Annotated in this window: 13 protein-coding genes and 1 pseudogene; 10 read left to right on the top strand and 4 right to left on the bottom strand. The window is 62.9% G+C overall.

Annotated features, from left to right (window positions below; genetic code table 11):
• Both tnpA and DBO86_RS07075 read left to right on the top strand, forming a co-directional pair.
• Positions 1-429: IS200/IS605 family transposase (gene tnpA, locus DBO86_RS07070; protein ID WP_146173169.1), on the top strand; the 429-nt coding region annotated here is incomplete at its 5' end.
• An 85-nt stretch (positions 430-514) separates the two neighbouring features.
• Positions 515-1,366 (top strand): annotated as a pseudogene (locus DBO86_RS07075) (sterol desaturase family protein); the annotation flags it as partial.
• Here the strand turns inward: DBO86_RS07075 and DBO86_RS07080 are convergent.
• Positions 1,334-1,888 carry a DedA family protein gene (locus DBO86_RS07080; protein ID WP_108233333.1) on the bottom strand — a complete coding sequence of 185 codons (555 nt, stop codon included), beginning with the start codon at positions 1,886-1,888 and terminating at the stop codon, positions 1,334-1,336. The pseudogene DBO86_RS07075 and the gene DBO86_RS07080 overlap by 33 nt on opposite strands.
• A 220-nt stretch (positions 1,889-2,108) precedes the next feature.
• Here DBO86_RS07080 and hemB point away from each other — a divergent pair, with 220 nt between their 5' ends.
• Positions 2,109-3,122, top strand: a complete 1,014-nt coding sequence (gene hemB / locus DBO86_RS07085; protein ID WP_108233334.1) for a porphobilinogen synthase — start codon at positions 2,109-2,111, stop codon at positions 3,120-3,122.
• Between the two features lie 19 nt (positions 3,123-3,141).
• Entirely contained in the window at positions 3,142-5,325 is a 2,184-nt protein-coding gene (gene ppk1, locus DBO86_RS07090; protein ID WP_108233335.1) for a polyphosphate kinase 1, read from the top strand.
• 394 nt (positions 5,326-5,719) lie between these two features.
• Here the strand turns inward: ppk1 and ppx are convergent, their stop codons facing one another.
• Positions 5,720-7,222 (bottom strand): exopolyphosphatase, encoded by a 1,503-nt coding sequence (gene ppx, locus DBO86_RS07095; protein ID WP_167399107.1) that lies wholly within the window; start codon positions 7,220-7,222, stop codon positions 5,720-5,722.
• Positions 7,223-7,320: 98 nt separating this feature from the next.
• Positions 7,321-7,830, bottom strand: a complete 510-nt coding sequence (locus DBO86_RS07100; protein ID WP_084341079.1) for an ureidoglycolate lyase — start codon at positions 7,828-7,830, stop codon at positions 7,321-7,323.
• 89 nt (positions 7,831-7,919) lie between these two features.
• On the opposite strand from DBO86_RS07100, the gene DBO86_RS07110 reads away from it, so the two are divergent.
• The 5 genes from DBO86_RS07110 (at position 7,920) to DBO86_RS07130 (ending at position 13,492) form a co-directional block, all read left to right on the top strand.
• Complete coding sequence (locus DBO86_RS07110; RefSeq protein ID WP_371254500.1) at positions 7,920-8,660, top strand: FadR/GntR family transcriptional regulator; 741 nt, start codon at positions 7,920-7,922, stop codon at positions 8,658-8,660.
• Positions 8,661-8,831: 171 nt separating this feature from the next.
• A complete protein-coding gene (gene trxA / locus DBO86_RS07115) occupies positions 8,832-9,158 on the top strand; it encodes a thioredoxin TrxA (RefSeq protein ID WP_003458627.1) in 327 nt (108 codons plus the stop codon).
• Between the two features lie 321 nt (positions 9,159-9,479).
• Entirely contained in the window at positions 9,480-10,739 is a 1,260-nt protein-coding gene (rho, locus tag DBO86_RS07120) for a transcription termination factor Rho (RefSeq protein WP_104728523.1), read from the top strand.
• A 318-nt stretch (positions 10,740-11,057) separates the two neighbouring features.
• Positions 11,058-12,524, top strand: a complete 1,467-nt coding sequence (gene ubiD / locus DBO86_RS07125) for a 4-hydroxy-3-polyprenylbenzoate decarboxylase (RefSeq protein WP_108233337.1) — start codon at positions 11,058-11,060, stop codon at positions 12,522-12,524.
• A complete protein-coding gene (locus DBO86_RS07130; protein WP_108233338.1) occupies positions 12,524-13,492 on the top strand; it encodes a CDP-6-deoxy-delta-3,4-glucoseen reductase in 969 nt (322 codons plus the stop codon). The genes ubiD and DBO86_RS07130 overlap by 1 nt, the downstream gene beginning before the upstream one ends.
• Positions 13,493-13,657: 165 nt before the next feature.
• Here DBO86_RS07130 and DBO86_RS07140 read toward each other — a convergent pair whose 3' ends face one another.
• A complete protein-coding gene (locus DBO86_RS07140) occupies positions 13,658-14,638 on the bottom strand; it encodes an NADPH:quinone oxidoreductase family protein (RefSeq protein WP_108233354.1) in 981 nt (326 codons plus the stop codon).
• Positions 14,639-14,793: 155 nt separating this feature from the next.
• Here DBO86_RS07140 and DBO86_RS07145 point away from each other — a divergent pair, with 155 nt between their 5' ends.
• Positions 14,794-15,198: a flagellar basal body-associated FliL family protein gene (locus DBO86_RS07145; protein WP_108233339.1), complete on the top strand. Its 405-nt coding sequence runs from the start codon at positions 14,794-14,796 to the stop codon at positions 15,196-15,198.
• Positions 15,199-15,332 lie beyond the last annotated feature (134 nt).

The following is a 15,332-nucleotide window of genomic DNA, read 5'->3' on the forward strand; positions in this document are numbered from 1 at the left end:
GATTACAGATACGGCAGTCATACGGTCTACCAGATCGAGTATCACTTTGTTTGGGTGACTAAGTACCGATACAAGGTGCTCAGCGGTGAGGTTGCTGAGCGAGTGCGAGAGCTGGTGAGACAGACGTGCGAAGCATTTGAAATTCGGATTGTGAAAGGTGTGGTGAGCAAGGATCACGTGCATATTCTGGTGAGCAGTCCGCCGAATTTGGCGCCGAGTGAGATCATGAGGCGGATCAAGGGGCGTACGGCGAGCAAGCTTTTCGAGGAGTTTCCCCATCTGAAAAAGCGCTATTGGGGGCAGCATTTTTGGGCTCGCGGGTACTTTTGCGCGACGGTTGGGCAGATGACGGAAGAGATGATCAAGCAGTATCTGGAGCATCATTTTGAGCCGAGCCCGAACGATAATTTCAGGATGGAGCCTGACTGATCCGACGCGTCGTTCAGTCGACGCGTATCCGGACTTTCAGTCCGTAAGTCACTAACCCACCGACTTCAGTCGGTGGTTGTTGAGTTTCGGCTGGATCTTCTACCTGCCGATGGCCGTGCTCGGTGTGCCGCCGCTGGTATTTCTCACTGTTGCCGCCCTCAATCTGCTGTATCAGTTCTGGGTGCATACCCGGCATATCCCCAAGCTGGGCTGGTTCGAGTGGCTGTTCATTACGCCATCCAACCACCGCGTTCATCATGCGCAGAATCCTGTCTACATGGATCGCAATTACGGCGGTGTGTTCATTGTCTGGGATCGAATATTTGGCACCTTCCAGGAGGAGCTGGACGCGGAGCCGGTGATTTTCGGTGTGACCGTACCGCTGGCCAGCTGGAACCCGTTGTGGGCCAACCTGCAGGTGTATGCCGGGCTATGGAATGACGCCAGGCGCGCCAGTTCCTGGTGGGACAAGCTGCGCATCTGGTTCATGCCCACCGGCTGGCGTCCGGCCGATGTGGCGGCGCGTTACCCGCAGGCCAAGGCGGACTTGAGCCAGTTCCGCAAGTTCGAGGTGCCATTGGCGCGTGCTGCACAGCTCTACGCGCTGCTGCAGTTCATCTGTTACCTGCTGGCCGGTGTCTGGCTGCTGGCGCGGGGCGACGCGCTCTCAACGGGCGCTGTGCTATTGGCCTGCCTGTGGATGGCGCTGGGGCTGTGCAGCATCGGTATGTGGCTGGAGAACCGCAGGCAGGCCTGGCAGCTGGAGTGTCTGCGCCTGGCGAGCAACCTGCCGGCATTCTGGCTGGCTGGCGAGCTGGGCATCTTGACCCTGAATGCGACTGCCTGGACGTGGTTGATCGCCTACAGCCTGGTCAGCCTGTTGGGCATATGGTGGGTTCGCGGTTTAGCTGCGCCGGCGCTGACGCCACCGATTTAGCCAGGCCAGGCAGAGCAGCAGGACCACGGCCGCGAGCAGGATGACCTGGTAGTTGCGCAACTCTTCCAGCAAGCCGCCCATGGCATTGCCCAGGCTATAGGCCAGCAGGCTGATGCCGCCGGCCCAGACACCGGCGCCGATGGCATCGAGCAGCAGGTAACGGCGCCAGGAATAGCCGGACAGGCCGATGGTCAGCGGCATCACCGTGCGCAGGCCGTAGAGAAAGCGGAAGCACAGCACCCACAGGTCAGGATGGCGCTGGATCAGTGCGCTGGCGCGTTCGCCCAGCGGCTGCCAGCGCGGTTTGCGCGCCAGCAGGGCGCGGCCGTGACGACGGCCAAGGTAGTACCACAGCTGATCGCTGGCGAACGTGCCGAGGAAAGCGCACAACGCTACCCACTCGATCTCCAGTACATTGCGCACAGCCATGTAGGCGGCCAGCAGCAGGGACACCTCACCTTCGAGAAAGGTGCCGAGTATCAGTGCCGGATAGCCAAACTGGCGGATCAGGTCTTGCAGCATGTGGCGTGCTCATGACAACAGGTTATGCAGACTACTCCGAGCGCAAGGAGGCCGAAAGGTGGCGCGGCATGCCACAATGGCCAGGTTTCGTGGCATTGCTGCCGCTCCCCGTTACCTTGCGACCTGCAGTCGCACGGCGTCACGGGGTTGTCATCATTTGGTCATAATGCCCGCTTATAACCGTCACACTGGCCCGCCCGTGCGGGCTCTGGAGTCTGCCGTGAGCGTTACCCCCGCCAACCGTCTGTTCCCTGCCACCCGTCTGCGTCGCAACCGTCGTGATGACTTCTCCCGCCGCCTGGTGCGTGAGCATCGCCTGAGCGTCGATGATCTGATCCTGCCGGTGTTCGTCCTCGACGGCGAAAACCGCCGTGAAACCGTGCCGTCGATGCCGGGCGTCGAGCGCCTGTCCATCGACCTGCTACTCAAGGAAGCCGAGCACTGGGTCGAACTGGGCATTCCGGCGCTGGCGCTGTTCCCGGTGACGCCGCTGGAGAAGAAATCCCTCGACGGCGCCGAGGCCTGGAACCCGGACGGTATCGCCCAGCGCGCGATCCGCGCGCTACGTGAGAAATTCCCCGAACTAGGGGTGATCAGTGACGTGGCGCTCGACCCCTTCACCACCCACGGTCAGGACGGCATCCTCGACGAATCCGGCTACGTGCAGAACGACATCACCGTCGATGCGCTGGTCAAGCAGGCGCTGTCGCATGCCGAGGCCGGTGCCCAGGTGGTGGCACCGTCGGACATGATGGACGGCCGCGTGCAGGCGATCCGCGAAGCGCTGGAGCTGGCCGAGCACGTCAACGTGCGCATCATGGCCTACTCGGCCAAGTACGCCAGCGCCTACTACGGCCCGTTCCGCGATGCGGTGGGCTCGGCGGCCAACCTCGGCAAGGGCAACAAGCTCGGCTACCAGATGGACCCGGCCAACGGCGACGAGGCGCTGCATGAAGTGGCGGCCGACCTGGCCGAGGGCGCCGACATGGTCATGGTCAAACCCGGCATGCCTTATCTGGACATCCTCTGGCGGGTCAAGGATGCCTACAAGGTGCCGACCTTCGTCTATCAGGTCAGTGGCGAGTACGCCATGCATATGGCGGCGATCCAGAACGGCTGGCTCAGCGAAGCGGTCATCCTGGAGTCGCTCACGGCCTTTAAACGAGCCGGTGCCGATGGCATTCTCACTTATTTCGCCGTACGGGCGGCAGAACTGCTAAAACAAGGGCGATGACGCCCACAGGAACTCAGCGATGAACAGCGAAGGACTCAACAGCGAAGTGCTCGACAATGACCTGCCTCCGGCCGAAGTGGTCGCCGAGCCGCCGGTCGTGGAAATCCCGCCGCCGGCCCCGATCCCCAGCCTGGATGACAGCAGCCTGTACATCCACCGTGAACTGTCGCAGCTGCAGTTCAATATCCGCGTGCTGGAGCAGGCGCTGGACGAGTCCTATCCGCTGCTCGAGCGGCTGAAGTTCCTCTTGATTTTTTCCAGCAACCTCGACGAGTTCTTCGAGATTCGCGTCGCCGGCCTGAAGAAACAGATCAACTTCGCCCGTGAACAGGCCGGCGCCGATGGCCTGCAGCCACATCAGGCGCTGGCGCGCATCAGCGAGCTGGTACACGAGCAGGTCGAGCGGCAGTACGCCATTCTCAACGACACCCTGTTCCCGGCGCTGGCCAAGCACAACATCAACTTCATCCGCCGACGTTTCTGGACCACCAAGCTCAAGGCCTGGGTGCGCCGTTACTTCCGCGACGAGATCGCGCCGATCATCACCCCCATCGGCCTCGACCCGACGCACCCCTTCCCGTTGCTGGTGAACAAGAGCCTGAACTTCATCGTCGAACTTGAGGGCATCGATGCCTTCGGCCGCGATTCCGGCCTGGCCATCATCCCGGCGCCACGCCTGCTGCCGCGCATCATCAAGGTGCCGGAGGACGTTGGGGGCCCCGGCGACAATTACGTGTTCCTCTCGTCGATGATCCACGCCCACGCCGATGACCTGTTCCAGGGCATGAAGGTCAAGGGCTGCTACCAGTTTCGTCTGACCCGTAACGCCGACCTGTCGGTGGACACCGAGGACGTCGAGGACCTGGCACGTGCCCTGCGTGGTGAGCTGTTCAGCCGCCGCTATGGTGATGCGGTGCGCCTGGAGGTGGTCGACACCTGCCCGAAACACCTGCGCGACCACCTGCTCAAGCAGTTTGGCCTGACCGAGGGCGAGCTGTATCAGGTCAACGGCCCGGTCAACCTGACCCGCCTGTTCAGCATCACCGGCCTGGATAACCGCCCGGAGCTGCAGTACGCGCCGTTTACCCCGGTGATCCCCAAGCTGCTGCAGAACGCCGAGAACATCTTCAGCGTGGTCAGTAAGCAGGACATCCTCCTGCTGCACCCCTTCGAGTCCTTCACCCCGGTGGTCGACCTGTTGCGCCAGGCGGCGAAAGACCCGCACGTGCTGGCGATCAAGCAGACCCTGTATCGCTCCGGTGCCAACTCGGAGATCGTCGACGCGCTGGTGGAAGCCGCGCGTAACGGCAAGGAAGTCACCGCGGTGATCGAGCTGCGTGCGCGCTTCGACGAAGAGTCCAACCTGGCCCTGGCCAGCCGTCTGCAGGCTGCCGGTGCGGTGGTGATTTATGGCGTGGTCGGCTTCAAGACTCACGCCAAGATGATGCTCATCCTGCGCCGCGAGAACGGCGAGATCGTCCGCTATGCACACTTGGGCACCGGCAACTACCACGCCGGCAACGCCAAGCTGTACACCGACTACAGCCTGCTCACCGCCGACGTGGCTCTGGGCGAGGACGTGTCGAAGCTGTTCAGCCAGCTGATTGGCATGGGCAAGACCCTGCGCATGAAGAAACTGCTGCACGCGCCGTTCACCTTGAAGAAAACCCTGCTCGACCTGATCGCCAAGGAAACCGCCGCAGCGGCCGAAGGCAAGCCGGCGCACATCATCGCCAAGTTCAACTCGCTGACCGACCCCAAGGTGATCCGCGCGCTGTACAAGGCCAGCCAGACCGGGGTGAAGATTGACCTGGTGGTGCGTGGCATGTGCTGCCTGCGCCCGGGTATCGCCGGGGTGTCGCACAACATCCAGGTGCGCTCGATCATCGGTCGCTTCCTCGAGCATACGCGGGTGTTCTACTTCCTCAATGGCGGTGACGAGAAGATCTACCTGTCCAGCGCCGACTGGATGGAGCGCAACCTCGACAAGCGTGTCGAGACCTGCTTCCCGGTGGAGGGCAAGAAACTCATCATGCGCGTAAAGAAGGAGCTGGAAGGCTACCTGACCGACAACACCCAGGCCTGGGTGTTGCAACCCGACGGCCGCTATGTACGGCTGCAGCCAACCGGTAACCAGAACCCACGCAATGCCCAGGCCGGGCTGCTGGAGAAGCTCACAGCCCCCGTGGTCGTTGCGCGCTAGAAAAGCCGCTTGCGGCCATCTGATGACCCTCTCCCGCTTGTGGGGCGAAGAGGCGCGCTTTTGGAAGCACTGCTTCCTGCGCCGATGAGCGCCTGATCGCTGGCGATCAGGCCGGGGCGCGGAGCGGGGTGCCCGAAGGGCGGGAGAGGGCTTAGATGGCCGCGTGCCGTAGTTTTTTGAAGCACTTCCTACGCCGATGAGCGCCTGATCGCTGGCGATCAGGCCGTGGCGCGGAGCGGGGTGCCCGAAGTGCGGGAGAGGGGCTTTGTGGTCCTGGCGGGTTTCACCCGCCCTACAGGCCGAGCCGCGCCCCTAGGGTCTGTTGCCGTTTCGCGCACGGCTCGCGTCGAAACGGCAACAGACCCTAGGGTGCGCCATGTGTTCAGCCGGGGTATCAGCGCACGCTCAACGTTAGATTGATACGCTTGAGCCATTCGGCTTCGGCTTCGAAGTCCGCCAGGGTCAGCGGGTTGGCGGCCAGCCAGCCTTCGGGAAAGACGATTTCCAGGCTGCTCTCACCGACCTTGAACTGCACTTCGGGCATGCTCTGCGTGCCGCGGATGTGGTGGAAGAGGATGGCGAAGCGCAGCAGCACGCACAGGCGCATCAGCTTCACGCCTTCCTCGCCGAACTCGGCGAACTTGTCCTTGGGGATGTTGCGCCGGTGGCCGCGTACCAGCAGGGCGAGCATCTGCTGATCCTGGCGCGAGAAGCCGGCCAGATCGGAGTGCTCGATCAGGTAGGCGCCGTGCTTGTGGTACTGATAATGGGCAATATCCAGACCCACCTCATGCACCTTGGCGCCCCAGCTCAGCAGCTCGCGATGCCAGTCGTCGGTCAGGCCCCAATCGGCGGACACCTTGTCCAGCGCCGACAGTGCCTTGGCCTCGACCCGCGCGGCCTGGTCGAGATCGACGTGGTAACGCTCCATGAACGCCGCTAGGGTGCGTTCGCGTACGTCTTCATGCTGATGGCGGCCGAGCAGGTCGTAGAGCACGCCTTCGCGCAGGGCGCCCTCGGAATGGCTCATGCGCTGGATGTCGCAGGCATCGAAGATGGCTTCGAGAATCGCCAGGCCGGCGGGGAAGATGCCGCGGCGATCCGGCTTGATGCCGTCGAGGTCGAGCTTGTCCACCTCGCCCAGCTTGAACACCTTGCGCTTGAGCCAGGCCAGGCCTTCGGCGTTGACCTCGCCATTGCCCAGGCCGGCAGCCTTGATGGTCAGGCCGACAGCCTTGATGGTGCCAGAGGCGCCGACGGCGTCCTCCCAGCCAAGGCGGCGCAGGCCGTGCTCGATGCCCATCAGTTCCAGGCGCGCAGCGGTGTAGGCCTGCGCATAGCGTGCCGGAGTGATCTTGCCGTCCTTGAAATAGCGCTGCGTGTAGCTCACGCAGCCCATCTGCAGGCTCTCGCGCAGCAGCGGCTCGAAGCGTTGGCCGATGATGAATTCGGTACTGCCGCCGCCAATGTCGGCGACCAGGCGTTTGCCGGGCGTGTCGGCGATGCTGTGCGAGACGCCCAGATAGATCAGGCGGGCTTCCTCGCGGCCGGAAATCACTTCCACTTGGTGGCCGAGGATTTCTTCGGCGCGGCGGATGAACACCGCGCGGTTGCGCGCCTCACGCAGGGCGTTGGTGCCGACGATGCGCACGGCGCCTTCCGGCAGGGTGCTGGTCAGTTGGGCGAAGCGGCGCAGGCAATCCAGCCCGCGCTGCATGGCTTCTTCGCTGAGCTGACGCTCGTCGTCCAGGCCTGCGGCCAGCTGCACCTTGTCACCGAGGCGCTCGAGGATGCGAATTTCGTGGTTGTCGGCCTTGGCCAGCACCATATGAAAGCTGTTCGAACCCAGGTCGATGGCAGCGATCAGGGGAAAACTTTCGGCAGGGGCTTTGGGCATGATTACGGCATCTCGTTCGATTTCCGCGCCATCGTGCCACGACTGAGCGCATGAGCCAACGCATACGGATGTCGTACGAAACTGGTCTAGAACTGTGGTTATCGCAGGTTCAGCACGCTCAGCGGCTGTTTCAGAAGCTGTTCGTCGCAGTTGTGACCCTCGCCGCCGCGGTCCACCACCAGGAAGCGTCCAGGGTGTTGCAGACAGAGTAACGGGTGGTGCCAGGTGCCGCGGGCGTAGTTCACGCCCTGGTCTGGCGCGCTGATGAAGGCGCGGATCTGCGACTCGTCCAGGTCGCCGGGTGGGGCGACGACGATCAGCATGCGCCCACCGTCCACTGGATAAAAGGCCTGGCTGCCCAGCGGGTGGCGTTCGAGCATGCCGATGGCGATGGGCGCGTGCCAGGCCCTGCCCTCGAACAGGTTGACCAGGGTGCGCGGCGCCTCGCCGGCCAGCTCCACTTTGGCCAGGTCGTGGTAGCGCGTGGTGGTCCCGGCGTTGATCGGGAAGGCCGTGGCACCGGCCGTCTCGATCACCTCGCCGAAGGGCGCGAAGGCCGCGCGGGTCAGCGGCTCGATGCGCAGCGGTAGGGGCGCCGGCGCGCTCACAGGTTCACCGAGCCGATGAAATTGCTCAGCTCTTCGGTCTGCGGGGCGGCGAACAGCGCTTTCGGATCGCCGATCTCATGCACCTTGCCATGGTGCATGAACGCCAGCTTGTCGCCGACTTCGCGGGCGAAACGCATCTCGTGGGTGACCATGATCAGGGTCATGCCCTCGCTGGCCAGTTGCTTGACCACCGCCAGCACCTCGTTGACCAGCTCCGGGTCGAGCGCCGAGGTGATCTCGTCGCACAGCAGCACCTTGGGCGACATGGCCAGGGCGCGGGCGATGGCCACGCGAAAGCGCTGGGCCTGGTCAGCGTGCAAGCCGGCAAGGGTGTGTTCGTTCAGGAACCGACCAGGGCGGAGGTGGCCGGCGCTTTCGCCTGGCCCTTCGCCGCGCAGGTGTCGGCGGCCGATACCTTTCAGTTGCGCTTCGCCCTGGAGGGTTTTGCCTGTGGTTTGGCGGTCGGGGTGATGACCGCCGAGGTGCTGGATATTCTCGAAGACAACGTCGAGCAGAAGCGCCGCGAGCTGCGTGCAGGCGATTTCGAGCAAGCCAACCGGCTGGATTTCGAATTTCACCAGCGCATTCTTGTTGCCAGCGGCAATCAGGCGATGTGTGCTCTGGTGACGTCCAGCGCGGAGATCTTTCTGGAAAGTCAGAAGCTGCCGTTCATCCGCCCGGAGCGTGCGCAGGAAACCTGGCAGGAGCATCGCAAGATCCTCAAGGCCCTGGCCCGGCATGCCGCCGGGCCGGCACAGAAAGCCATGCTGCAGCACATCCGCTCGGCAGCGCTGCGCACTGGAATAGCCTTCATCACGCTTGGTGATTGAAACTATTGAGTGGCTCAATCGCCAGTGCCTTTCGGTGTCACTCAAGCCGGGCTATGATGGCGCCACTTTTTGGTTGCCTGCCATCTTTGGCGGCAACCTTTCGGGCCGTCGCAAGCGACGTCAAAAATTCCTCCCGGCAATTTTTTGCTTCCGAATATACGGAGACTCCTCATGAGCGAATTCATCACCAACGTCAGCGACGCCAGCTTCGACCAGGACGTCATCCAGGCTGAAGGTCCGGTTCTGGTCGACTATTGGGCTGAGTGGTGCGGCCCGTGCAAGATGATTGCACCGGTGCTCGACGAGATCGCCAAGGAATACCAAGGCAAGCTGAAGATCTGCAAACTGAACATCGACGAGAACCAGGAAACCCCGCCGAAGTACGGCGTACGTGGTATCCCGACCCTGATGCTGTTCAAGAACGGCAACGTCGAAGCGACCAAGGTTGGCGCGCTGTCCAAGTCGCAGCTGGCAGCCTTCCTCGATAGCAACATCTAAGAAGTAGGGTGGGCTTTAGCCCACCGAGCTGGTCGCAGATGGTGTGCTGGTGGGCTGCAGCGGAGCGCCGCCCGGCCCACCCTACACCTCTGAGGCAAGTCGCTCTGGAAGGCCCTGCTTTTTGCGGGGTTTTTCGTTTCGGGGCTAGACGCTGTTTTTTCACGGTGTTAAATTCGGCCTCGCTGCATCTTTCATGCAGCTCTCTGCACGCCGTCGCCGATTCATTCCTATACGAATTCGTTCGCGATCCTGTCGCCTTCTCTGCGGCGCGGCCTCTCAAGCTAACAGCTTTCTTCTCCTCTCGATGATCACGTCATTCCTATGAATCTGACCGAACTCAAGCAAAAGCCGATTGCCGAACTGCTGGACATGGCCGAACAAATGGGCCTGGAAAACATGGCTCGTTCGCGCAAGCAGGACATCATCTTCGCCCTGCTGAAAAAGCATGCCAAAAGCGGCGAGGAAATTTCCGGTGACGGCGTGCTGGAGATCCTCCAGGACGGTTTCGGCTTCCTGCGCAGTGCCGACTCTTCCTACCTGGCCGGCCCGGACGATATCTACGTCTCGCCCAGCCAGATCCGCCGTTTCAACCTGCGTACCGGTGACACGATCGTCGGCAAGATTCGCCCGCCGAAAGAAGGCGAGCGTTACTTCGCCCTGCTCAAGGTCGACAGCATCAACTTCGACCGTCCGGAAAACGCCAAGAACAAGATCCTGTTCGAGAACCTGACGCCGCTGTTCCCGAATCAGCGCCTGACCATGGAAGCCGGCAACGGCTCCACCGAGGACATCACCGGTCGTGTGATCGACCTCTGCGCGCCGATTGGCAAGGGCCAGCGCGGCCTGATCGTCGCTCCGCCGAAAGCGGGCAAGACCATCATGCTGCAGAACATCGCCTCGAACATCACCCGCAACAACCCCGAGTGCCACCTGATCGTTCTGCTGATCGACGAGCGCCCGGAAGAAGTGACCGAGATGCAGCGCACCGTGCGCGGCGAAGTGGTCGCCTCGACCTTCGACGAGCCGCCGACCCGCCACGTGCAGGTCGCCGAAATGGTGATCGAGAAGGCCAAGCGCCTGGTCGAGCACAAGAAGGATGTGGTCATCCTGCTCGACTCCATCACCCGTCTGGCGCGCGCCTACAACACCGTCATCCCGAGCTCCGGCAAGGTCCTCACCGGTGGTGTCGATGCCCACGCCCTGGAGAAGCCGAAACGTTTCTTCGGTGCGGCACGTAACATCGAAGAAGGTGGCTCGCTGACCATCATCGCCACCGCGCTGGTGGAAACCGGCTCGAAGATGGACGAAGTGATCTATGAGGAATTCAAGGGCACCGGCAACATGGAGCTGATCCTCGATCGCCGTGTGGCCGAGAAGCGCGTGTTCCCGGCGATCAACATCAACAAGTCGGGCACTCGTCGCGAAGAACTGCTGACCGGTGAAGAAGAGCTGTCGCGCATGTGGATTCTGCGCAAGCTGCTGCACCCGATGGATGAGATCGCGGCGATCGAGTTCCTGATCGACAAGCTCAAGGCCACCAAGACCAACGATGAGTTCTTCCTGTCGATGAAGCGCAAATAAGAGGATCTACTGCGCTTCGGTGATGCTGCGTTAAAAACTGACTCGGAATGCTCATGTACAAAAGTACAGTCGCCCGCGACTCCGACCGTTTCTCGCCTGTTTGATTCGCTGGCGCTCACCCATCGGGCCAGCCTTCGGCTGTTACTCCCGTTGGTCGTTGCGCCTTGCCTGACCTTCGCTCGCTACGATCCATTGCACCGCCACAAGGCCGGGGAAACCCGGCCTTGTCGTATCTGGAGGCGTTCAAGCCTTCTGAAAGCCCGACTTCGGCGCTAAACTTTGCGGCCGACTCTTGCCTGTCCGACACGAGGCTCCTGCATGCAGTATCGCGACCTGCGCGACTTCATCCGTGAACTGGAAAAGCGCGGTGAACTCAAGCGCATCCAGACCCCGGTATCGCCCGTTCTGGAGATGACCGAAATCTGCGACCGCACCCTGCGCAAGGGCGGCCCGGCGCTGCTGTTCGAAAAGCCCACCGGCTTCGACGTGCCGGTGCTCGGCAACCTGTTCGGCACGCCCAAGCGCGTGGCCCTGGGCATGGGCGCCGAAGAAGTGTCCGAGCTGCGCGAGATCGGCAAGCTGCTGGCCTTTCTCAAGGAGCCCGAGCCGCCGAAGGGGCTGAAGGATGCCTGGAGCAAGCTGCCGATCTTCAAGAAGGTCATTTCCATGGCGCCTAAGGTGGTCAAGGATGCGCCTTGCCACGAAGTGATAGAAGAGGGCGACGACGTCGACCTGGGCAAATTGCCGATCCAGCACTGCTGGCCGGGGGACGTTGCGCCGCTGATCACCTGGGGCCTGACCATCACCAAGGGCCCGAACAAGGAGCGGCAGAACCTCGGTATCTATCGCCAGCAGGTGATCGGCCGCAACAAGGTGATCATGCGCTGGCTTAGCCACCGTGGCGGCGCGCTGGATTACCGCGAGTGGTGCCAGAAGCATCCGGACAAGCCGTATCCTGTTTGCGTCGCCCTGGGTGCCGACCCGGCGACCATTCTCGGCGCCGTGACGCCAGTGCCCGATACCCTCTCCGAATACGCTTTCGCCGGCCTCTTGCGCGGCCATCGCACCGAGCTGATCAAGGCGGTTGGCAGCGAGCTGCAGGTGCCGGCCAGTGCCGAGATCGTGCTGGAGGGTGTGATCCATCCGGGCGAGACCGCACCGGAAGGCCCCTACGGCGATCACACCGGCTACTACAACGAGGTCGACACCTTCCCGGTGTTCACCGTCGAGCGTATTACCCGTCGCCGCGAGCCGATCTATCACAGCACCTACACCGGCCGGCCGCCGGATGAGCCGGCGATCCTCGGCGTGGCGCTGAACGAAGTGTTCGTGCCGATCCTGCAAAAGCAGTTCCCCGAGATCACCGATTTCTACCTGCCGCCGGAAGGCTGTTCCTACCGCATGGCGGTGGTGACCATGAAGAAGCAGTATCCGGGCCACGCCAAGCGCGTAATGCTCGGTGTCTGGTCGTTCCTGCGACAGTTCATGTACACCAAGTTCGTTATCGTCACCGACGACGATATCAACGCACGGGACTGGAATGACGTGATCTGGGCGATTACCACGCGCATGGATCCCAAGCGCGACACGGTGATGATCGACAACACACCGATCGACTACCTCGACTTCGCCTCGCCGATCTCCGGCCTCGGTTCGAAGATGGGCCTGGACGCCACCCACAAGTGGCCGGGCGAGACCACCCGCGAATGGGGCCGCGCCATCGAGAAGGATCCCGCCGTGGTGGCACGTGTCGACGCGCTGTGGAGCGAGCTGGGAATCGATTGATGAATGTCACCCTGCAACCTTCCGGCGTCACTCTCGCGCTGCAGCCAGGCGAACGCATTCTCGATGGCGCCCGGCGCCTGGGCTACGACTGCCCGCAGAGCTGCCGCAACGGCAACTGCCATATCTGCGCCGCGCTGCTGGTCGAGGGCCGAGTGCGCCAAGCCGGCGCCGAGCTGGATCACGGCGAGCTGTTCACCTGCCTGGCCGAGCCGCTGGAAGACTGCGTGCTGCACTGGGATGGCGTGCTGGCTCCGGGTGAGTTGCCGGTGCGCGAGCTGAGCTGCCAGGTGACCGAATGCCAGGCCGTGGGCGGCGACGTGTTCCGCGTGAGCCTGCGCACCCCAGCCGGCAAGGTGCCGCGTTATCACGCCGGGCAGTACCTGCTGCTGCAGCGCCCGGATGGCGAGATGGCGGCCTTCTCCCTGGCTTCGGCGCCGCACGCCGGGCGTGAGTTGGAGCTGCACATCCTCGCCCGCGAAGACAGCAGCATTGCCCTGCTGGAGCATCTGCGCCGCACCGGCATGGCTCGCGTGCAGATGCCCTACGGTGACACCCACCTCGCCGACCTGCCCGATGGGCCGCTGGTGCTGATCGCTGCCGGCACTGGCATGGGCCAGATGCACAGCCTGATCGAGCACTGCCGCGCGGCGGGTTTTGCCCATCCGGTGCATCTGTACTGGGGCGCGCGTCGGCCCGAGGATTTCTACGAACTGCCACATTGGGCCGAGTGGCAACAGCTGGATAATCTGCACCTGCATCAGGTGGTCAGCGACCAGTGTGGCTGGCAGGGTCGTTGCGGCCTGCTGCACGAAGCGGTGCGCGAAGACTTCCCCAACCTCAAGTCGCTGCACGTCTACGCCAGTGGCTCACCAGCCATGGTCTACGCCACCCTCGATGCGCTGGTCGAAGCCGGGATGGATGCCCACCAGATGCGCGCCGATGTGTTCGCCTACGCGCCGCGAAGTTGAATTAACAAGCTAATGTCTGTCAGTTAAGCGTCGACGCTGCCAATGGGTAGGAGCGGCGCCCCGCCGCGAACCAGGGCGATACGCGATTGAAAAGCTTCGCCCCGGGGCGGGGCTCCTACGAAAGACCGCTTTGGCAAGCTTATCTGATCGGCATTAGCTGCACCGTCAGCGAACGGTTACTACCACCTTGCCCACTGCCTTGCGCTGGCCGAGGGTAGCGATGGCCTCGCCACCACGCTCCAGCGGGAAGGTTTGCGAGACCAGCGGCTTGAGCTTGCCTTCGGCATGCCAGGCGAACAGCTGCTGGAAGTTCGCGGCGTTGTCCTGCGGCTGGCGCTGGGCGAAGGAGCCCCAGAATACGCCGACCAGGGAGGCGCCCTTGAGCAGTGGCAGGTTGGCTGGCAGCGCCGGGATGCCGCCGCCAGCGGCGAAACCCACCACCAGGAAACGGCCGTTCCAGCCGATGCTGCGGAAGGCTTCCTCGAACAGCGCGCCGCCCACCGGGTCGTAGATCACATCCACACCCTGGCCGCCGGTGAGGCGTTTCACCTCGTCCTTCAGGCTCTGCTCGCTGTAGTTGATCAGCTCATCCGCGCCGGCGTTACGCGCCACTTCCAGCTTCTCGGCGCTGCTCGCGGCGGCGATGACCTTGGCGCCCATGGCCTTGCCGATTTCCACCGCGGCCAGACCGACGCCGCCCGAGGCGCCGAGCACCAGCAGGGTTTCACCCGGTTGCAGGTTGGCGCGTTGCTTGAGGGCATGCATCGAGGTGCCGTAGGTCATGCCGAAGGCTGCCGCGGTGGTCAGATCCATGCTCTTGGGCACTGGCAGCACGTTGTAGGCCGGCACGGCGACTTCTTCGGCGAAGCCGCCCCAGCCAGTCAGCGCCATCACCCGGTCACCGGCGCGCAGATGGCTGACTTTCTCGCCCACGGTCTTGACCACGCCGGCTACCTCGCCGCCCGGGGCGAAGGGGAAGGGCGGCTTGAACTGGTATTTGCCTTCGATGATCAGTGTGTCGGGGAAGTTGACCCCGGCGGCCTGCACCTCGATCAGCACCTCGTTCTTCTTCGGTTCGGGGCTTGGCAGGTCTTCCAGTACCAGGGTGTCGGCAGGGCCGAAGGCTTTGCACAGCAGGGCTTTCATGAAGGTCATTCCTCTTGCAGGGTGCCATGCAGTGTAGAAAGCGCCCGCCGAGGGTCAACGAGCATGCCGATGCCTGATAGGTCGGCATAAGCGTCGGGCTTGGGTGCTGGCGTGGGGATGGCTATGCTAGGCACATCCCCGATGGAGTGCCGAACGTGAAACTGTTGACCGCCCTGCTGTTGAGCCTGTCGATCTGCCTGCCTGCCCTGGCGTCTTCGGAAAAGAAGGAGGAGGATCCAGCGACGATTTATCACAACCTGACGCCAGCCTTGGTCGGCAACCTGGCGGATCAGGGCAATCGTCTGAAGTTCTTCAAGGCCGATGTGTCTCTGCGGGTGAGCGGCACCGAGGCCGAGGAGAAGCTCAAGCGGCATGAACCGCTGATCCGCCATCAGATGGTGATGCTGTTCTCGGCGCAGACCAGCGAGATCATCAACGCTCCCGATGGCCGTGAGAATCTGCGCCTGGAAGCGTTGAAGAAGGTGCAGGGCGCGATCAATGGCGAAGAGGGCAAGCCTATCGTCGAAGATCTGCTGTTCAACAACCTGATCATTCAGTAAAAGAGGGCGCAGTCAGTTAAGCGTCGACGCTGCGAATGCGTAGGAGCGGCGCTCCGCCGCGAACCAGGGCGAGGCGCAATTGAAAAGCTTCGCCCCGGGGCGGGGCCCCTACGAAAAGCCGCTTTTCGCGGCTT

Source organism: Ectopseudomonas oleovorans, assembly GCF_003052605.1.
Classification (GTDB): Bacteria; Pseudomonadota; Gammaproteobacteria; order Pseudomonadales; family Pseudomonadaceae; genus Aquipseudomonas; species Aquipseudomonas oleovorans_A.

What these genes read in the sequence shown, in the direction of transcription:
- DBO86_RS07080 (WP_108233333.1), bottom strand. Translation starts at nt 1,888, where the DNA reads ATGCTGCAAGACCTGATCCGCCAGTTTGGCTATCCGGCACTGATACTC.
- ppk1 (WP_108233335.1), top strand. Translation starts at nt 3,142, where the DNA reads ATGAACAGCGAAGGACTCAACAGCGAAGTGCTCGACAATGACCTGCCT.
- ppx (WP_167399107.1), bottom strand. Translation starts at nt 7,222, where the DNA reads ATGCCCAAAGCCCCTGCCGAAAGTTTTCCCCTGATCGCTGCCATCGAC.
- DBO86_RS07110 (WP_371254500.1), top strand. Translation starts at nt 7,920, where the DNA reads ATGGTGCATGAACGCCAGCTTGTCGCCGACTTCGCGGGCGAAACGCAT.
- trxA (WP_003458627.1), top strand. Translation starts at nt 8,832, where the DNA reads ATGAGCGAATTCATCACCAACGTCAGCGACGCCAGCTTCGACCAGGAC.
- rho (WP_104728523.1), top strand. Translation starts at nt 9,480, where the DNA reads ATGAATCTGACCGAACTCAAGCAAAAGCCGATTGCCGAACTGCTGGAC.
- ubiD (WP_108233337.1), top strand. Translation starts at nt 11,058, where the DNA reads ATGCAGTATCGCGACCTGCGCGACTTCATCCGTGAACTGGAAAAGCGC.
- DBO86_RS07130 (WP_108233338.1), top strand. Translation starts at nt 12,524, where the DNA reads ATGAATGTCACCCTGCAACCTTCCGGCGTCACTCTCGCGCTGCAGCCA.
- DBO86_RS07140 (WP_108233354.1), bottom strand. Translation starts at nt 14,638, where the DNA reads ATGAAAGCCCTGCTGTGCAAAGCCTTCGGCCCTGCCGACACCCTGGTA.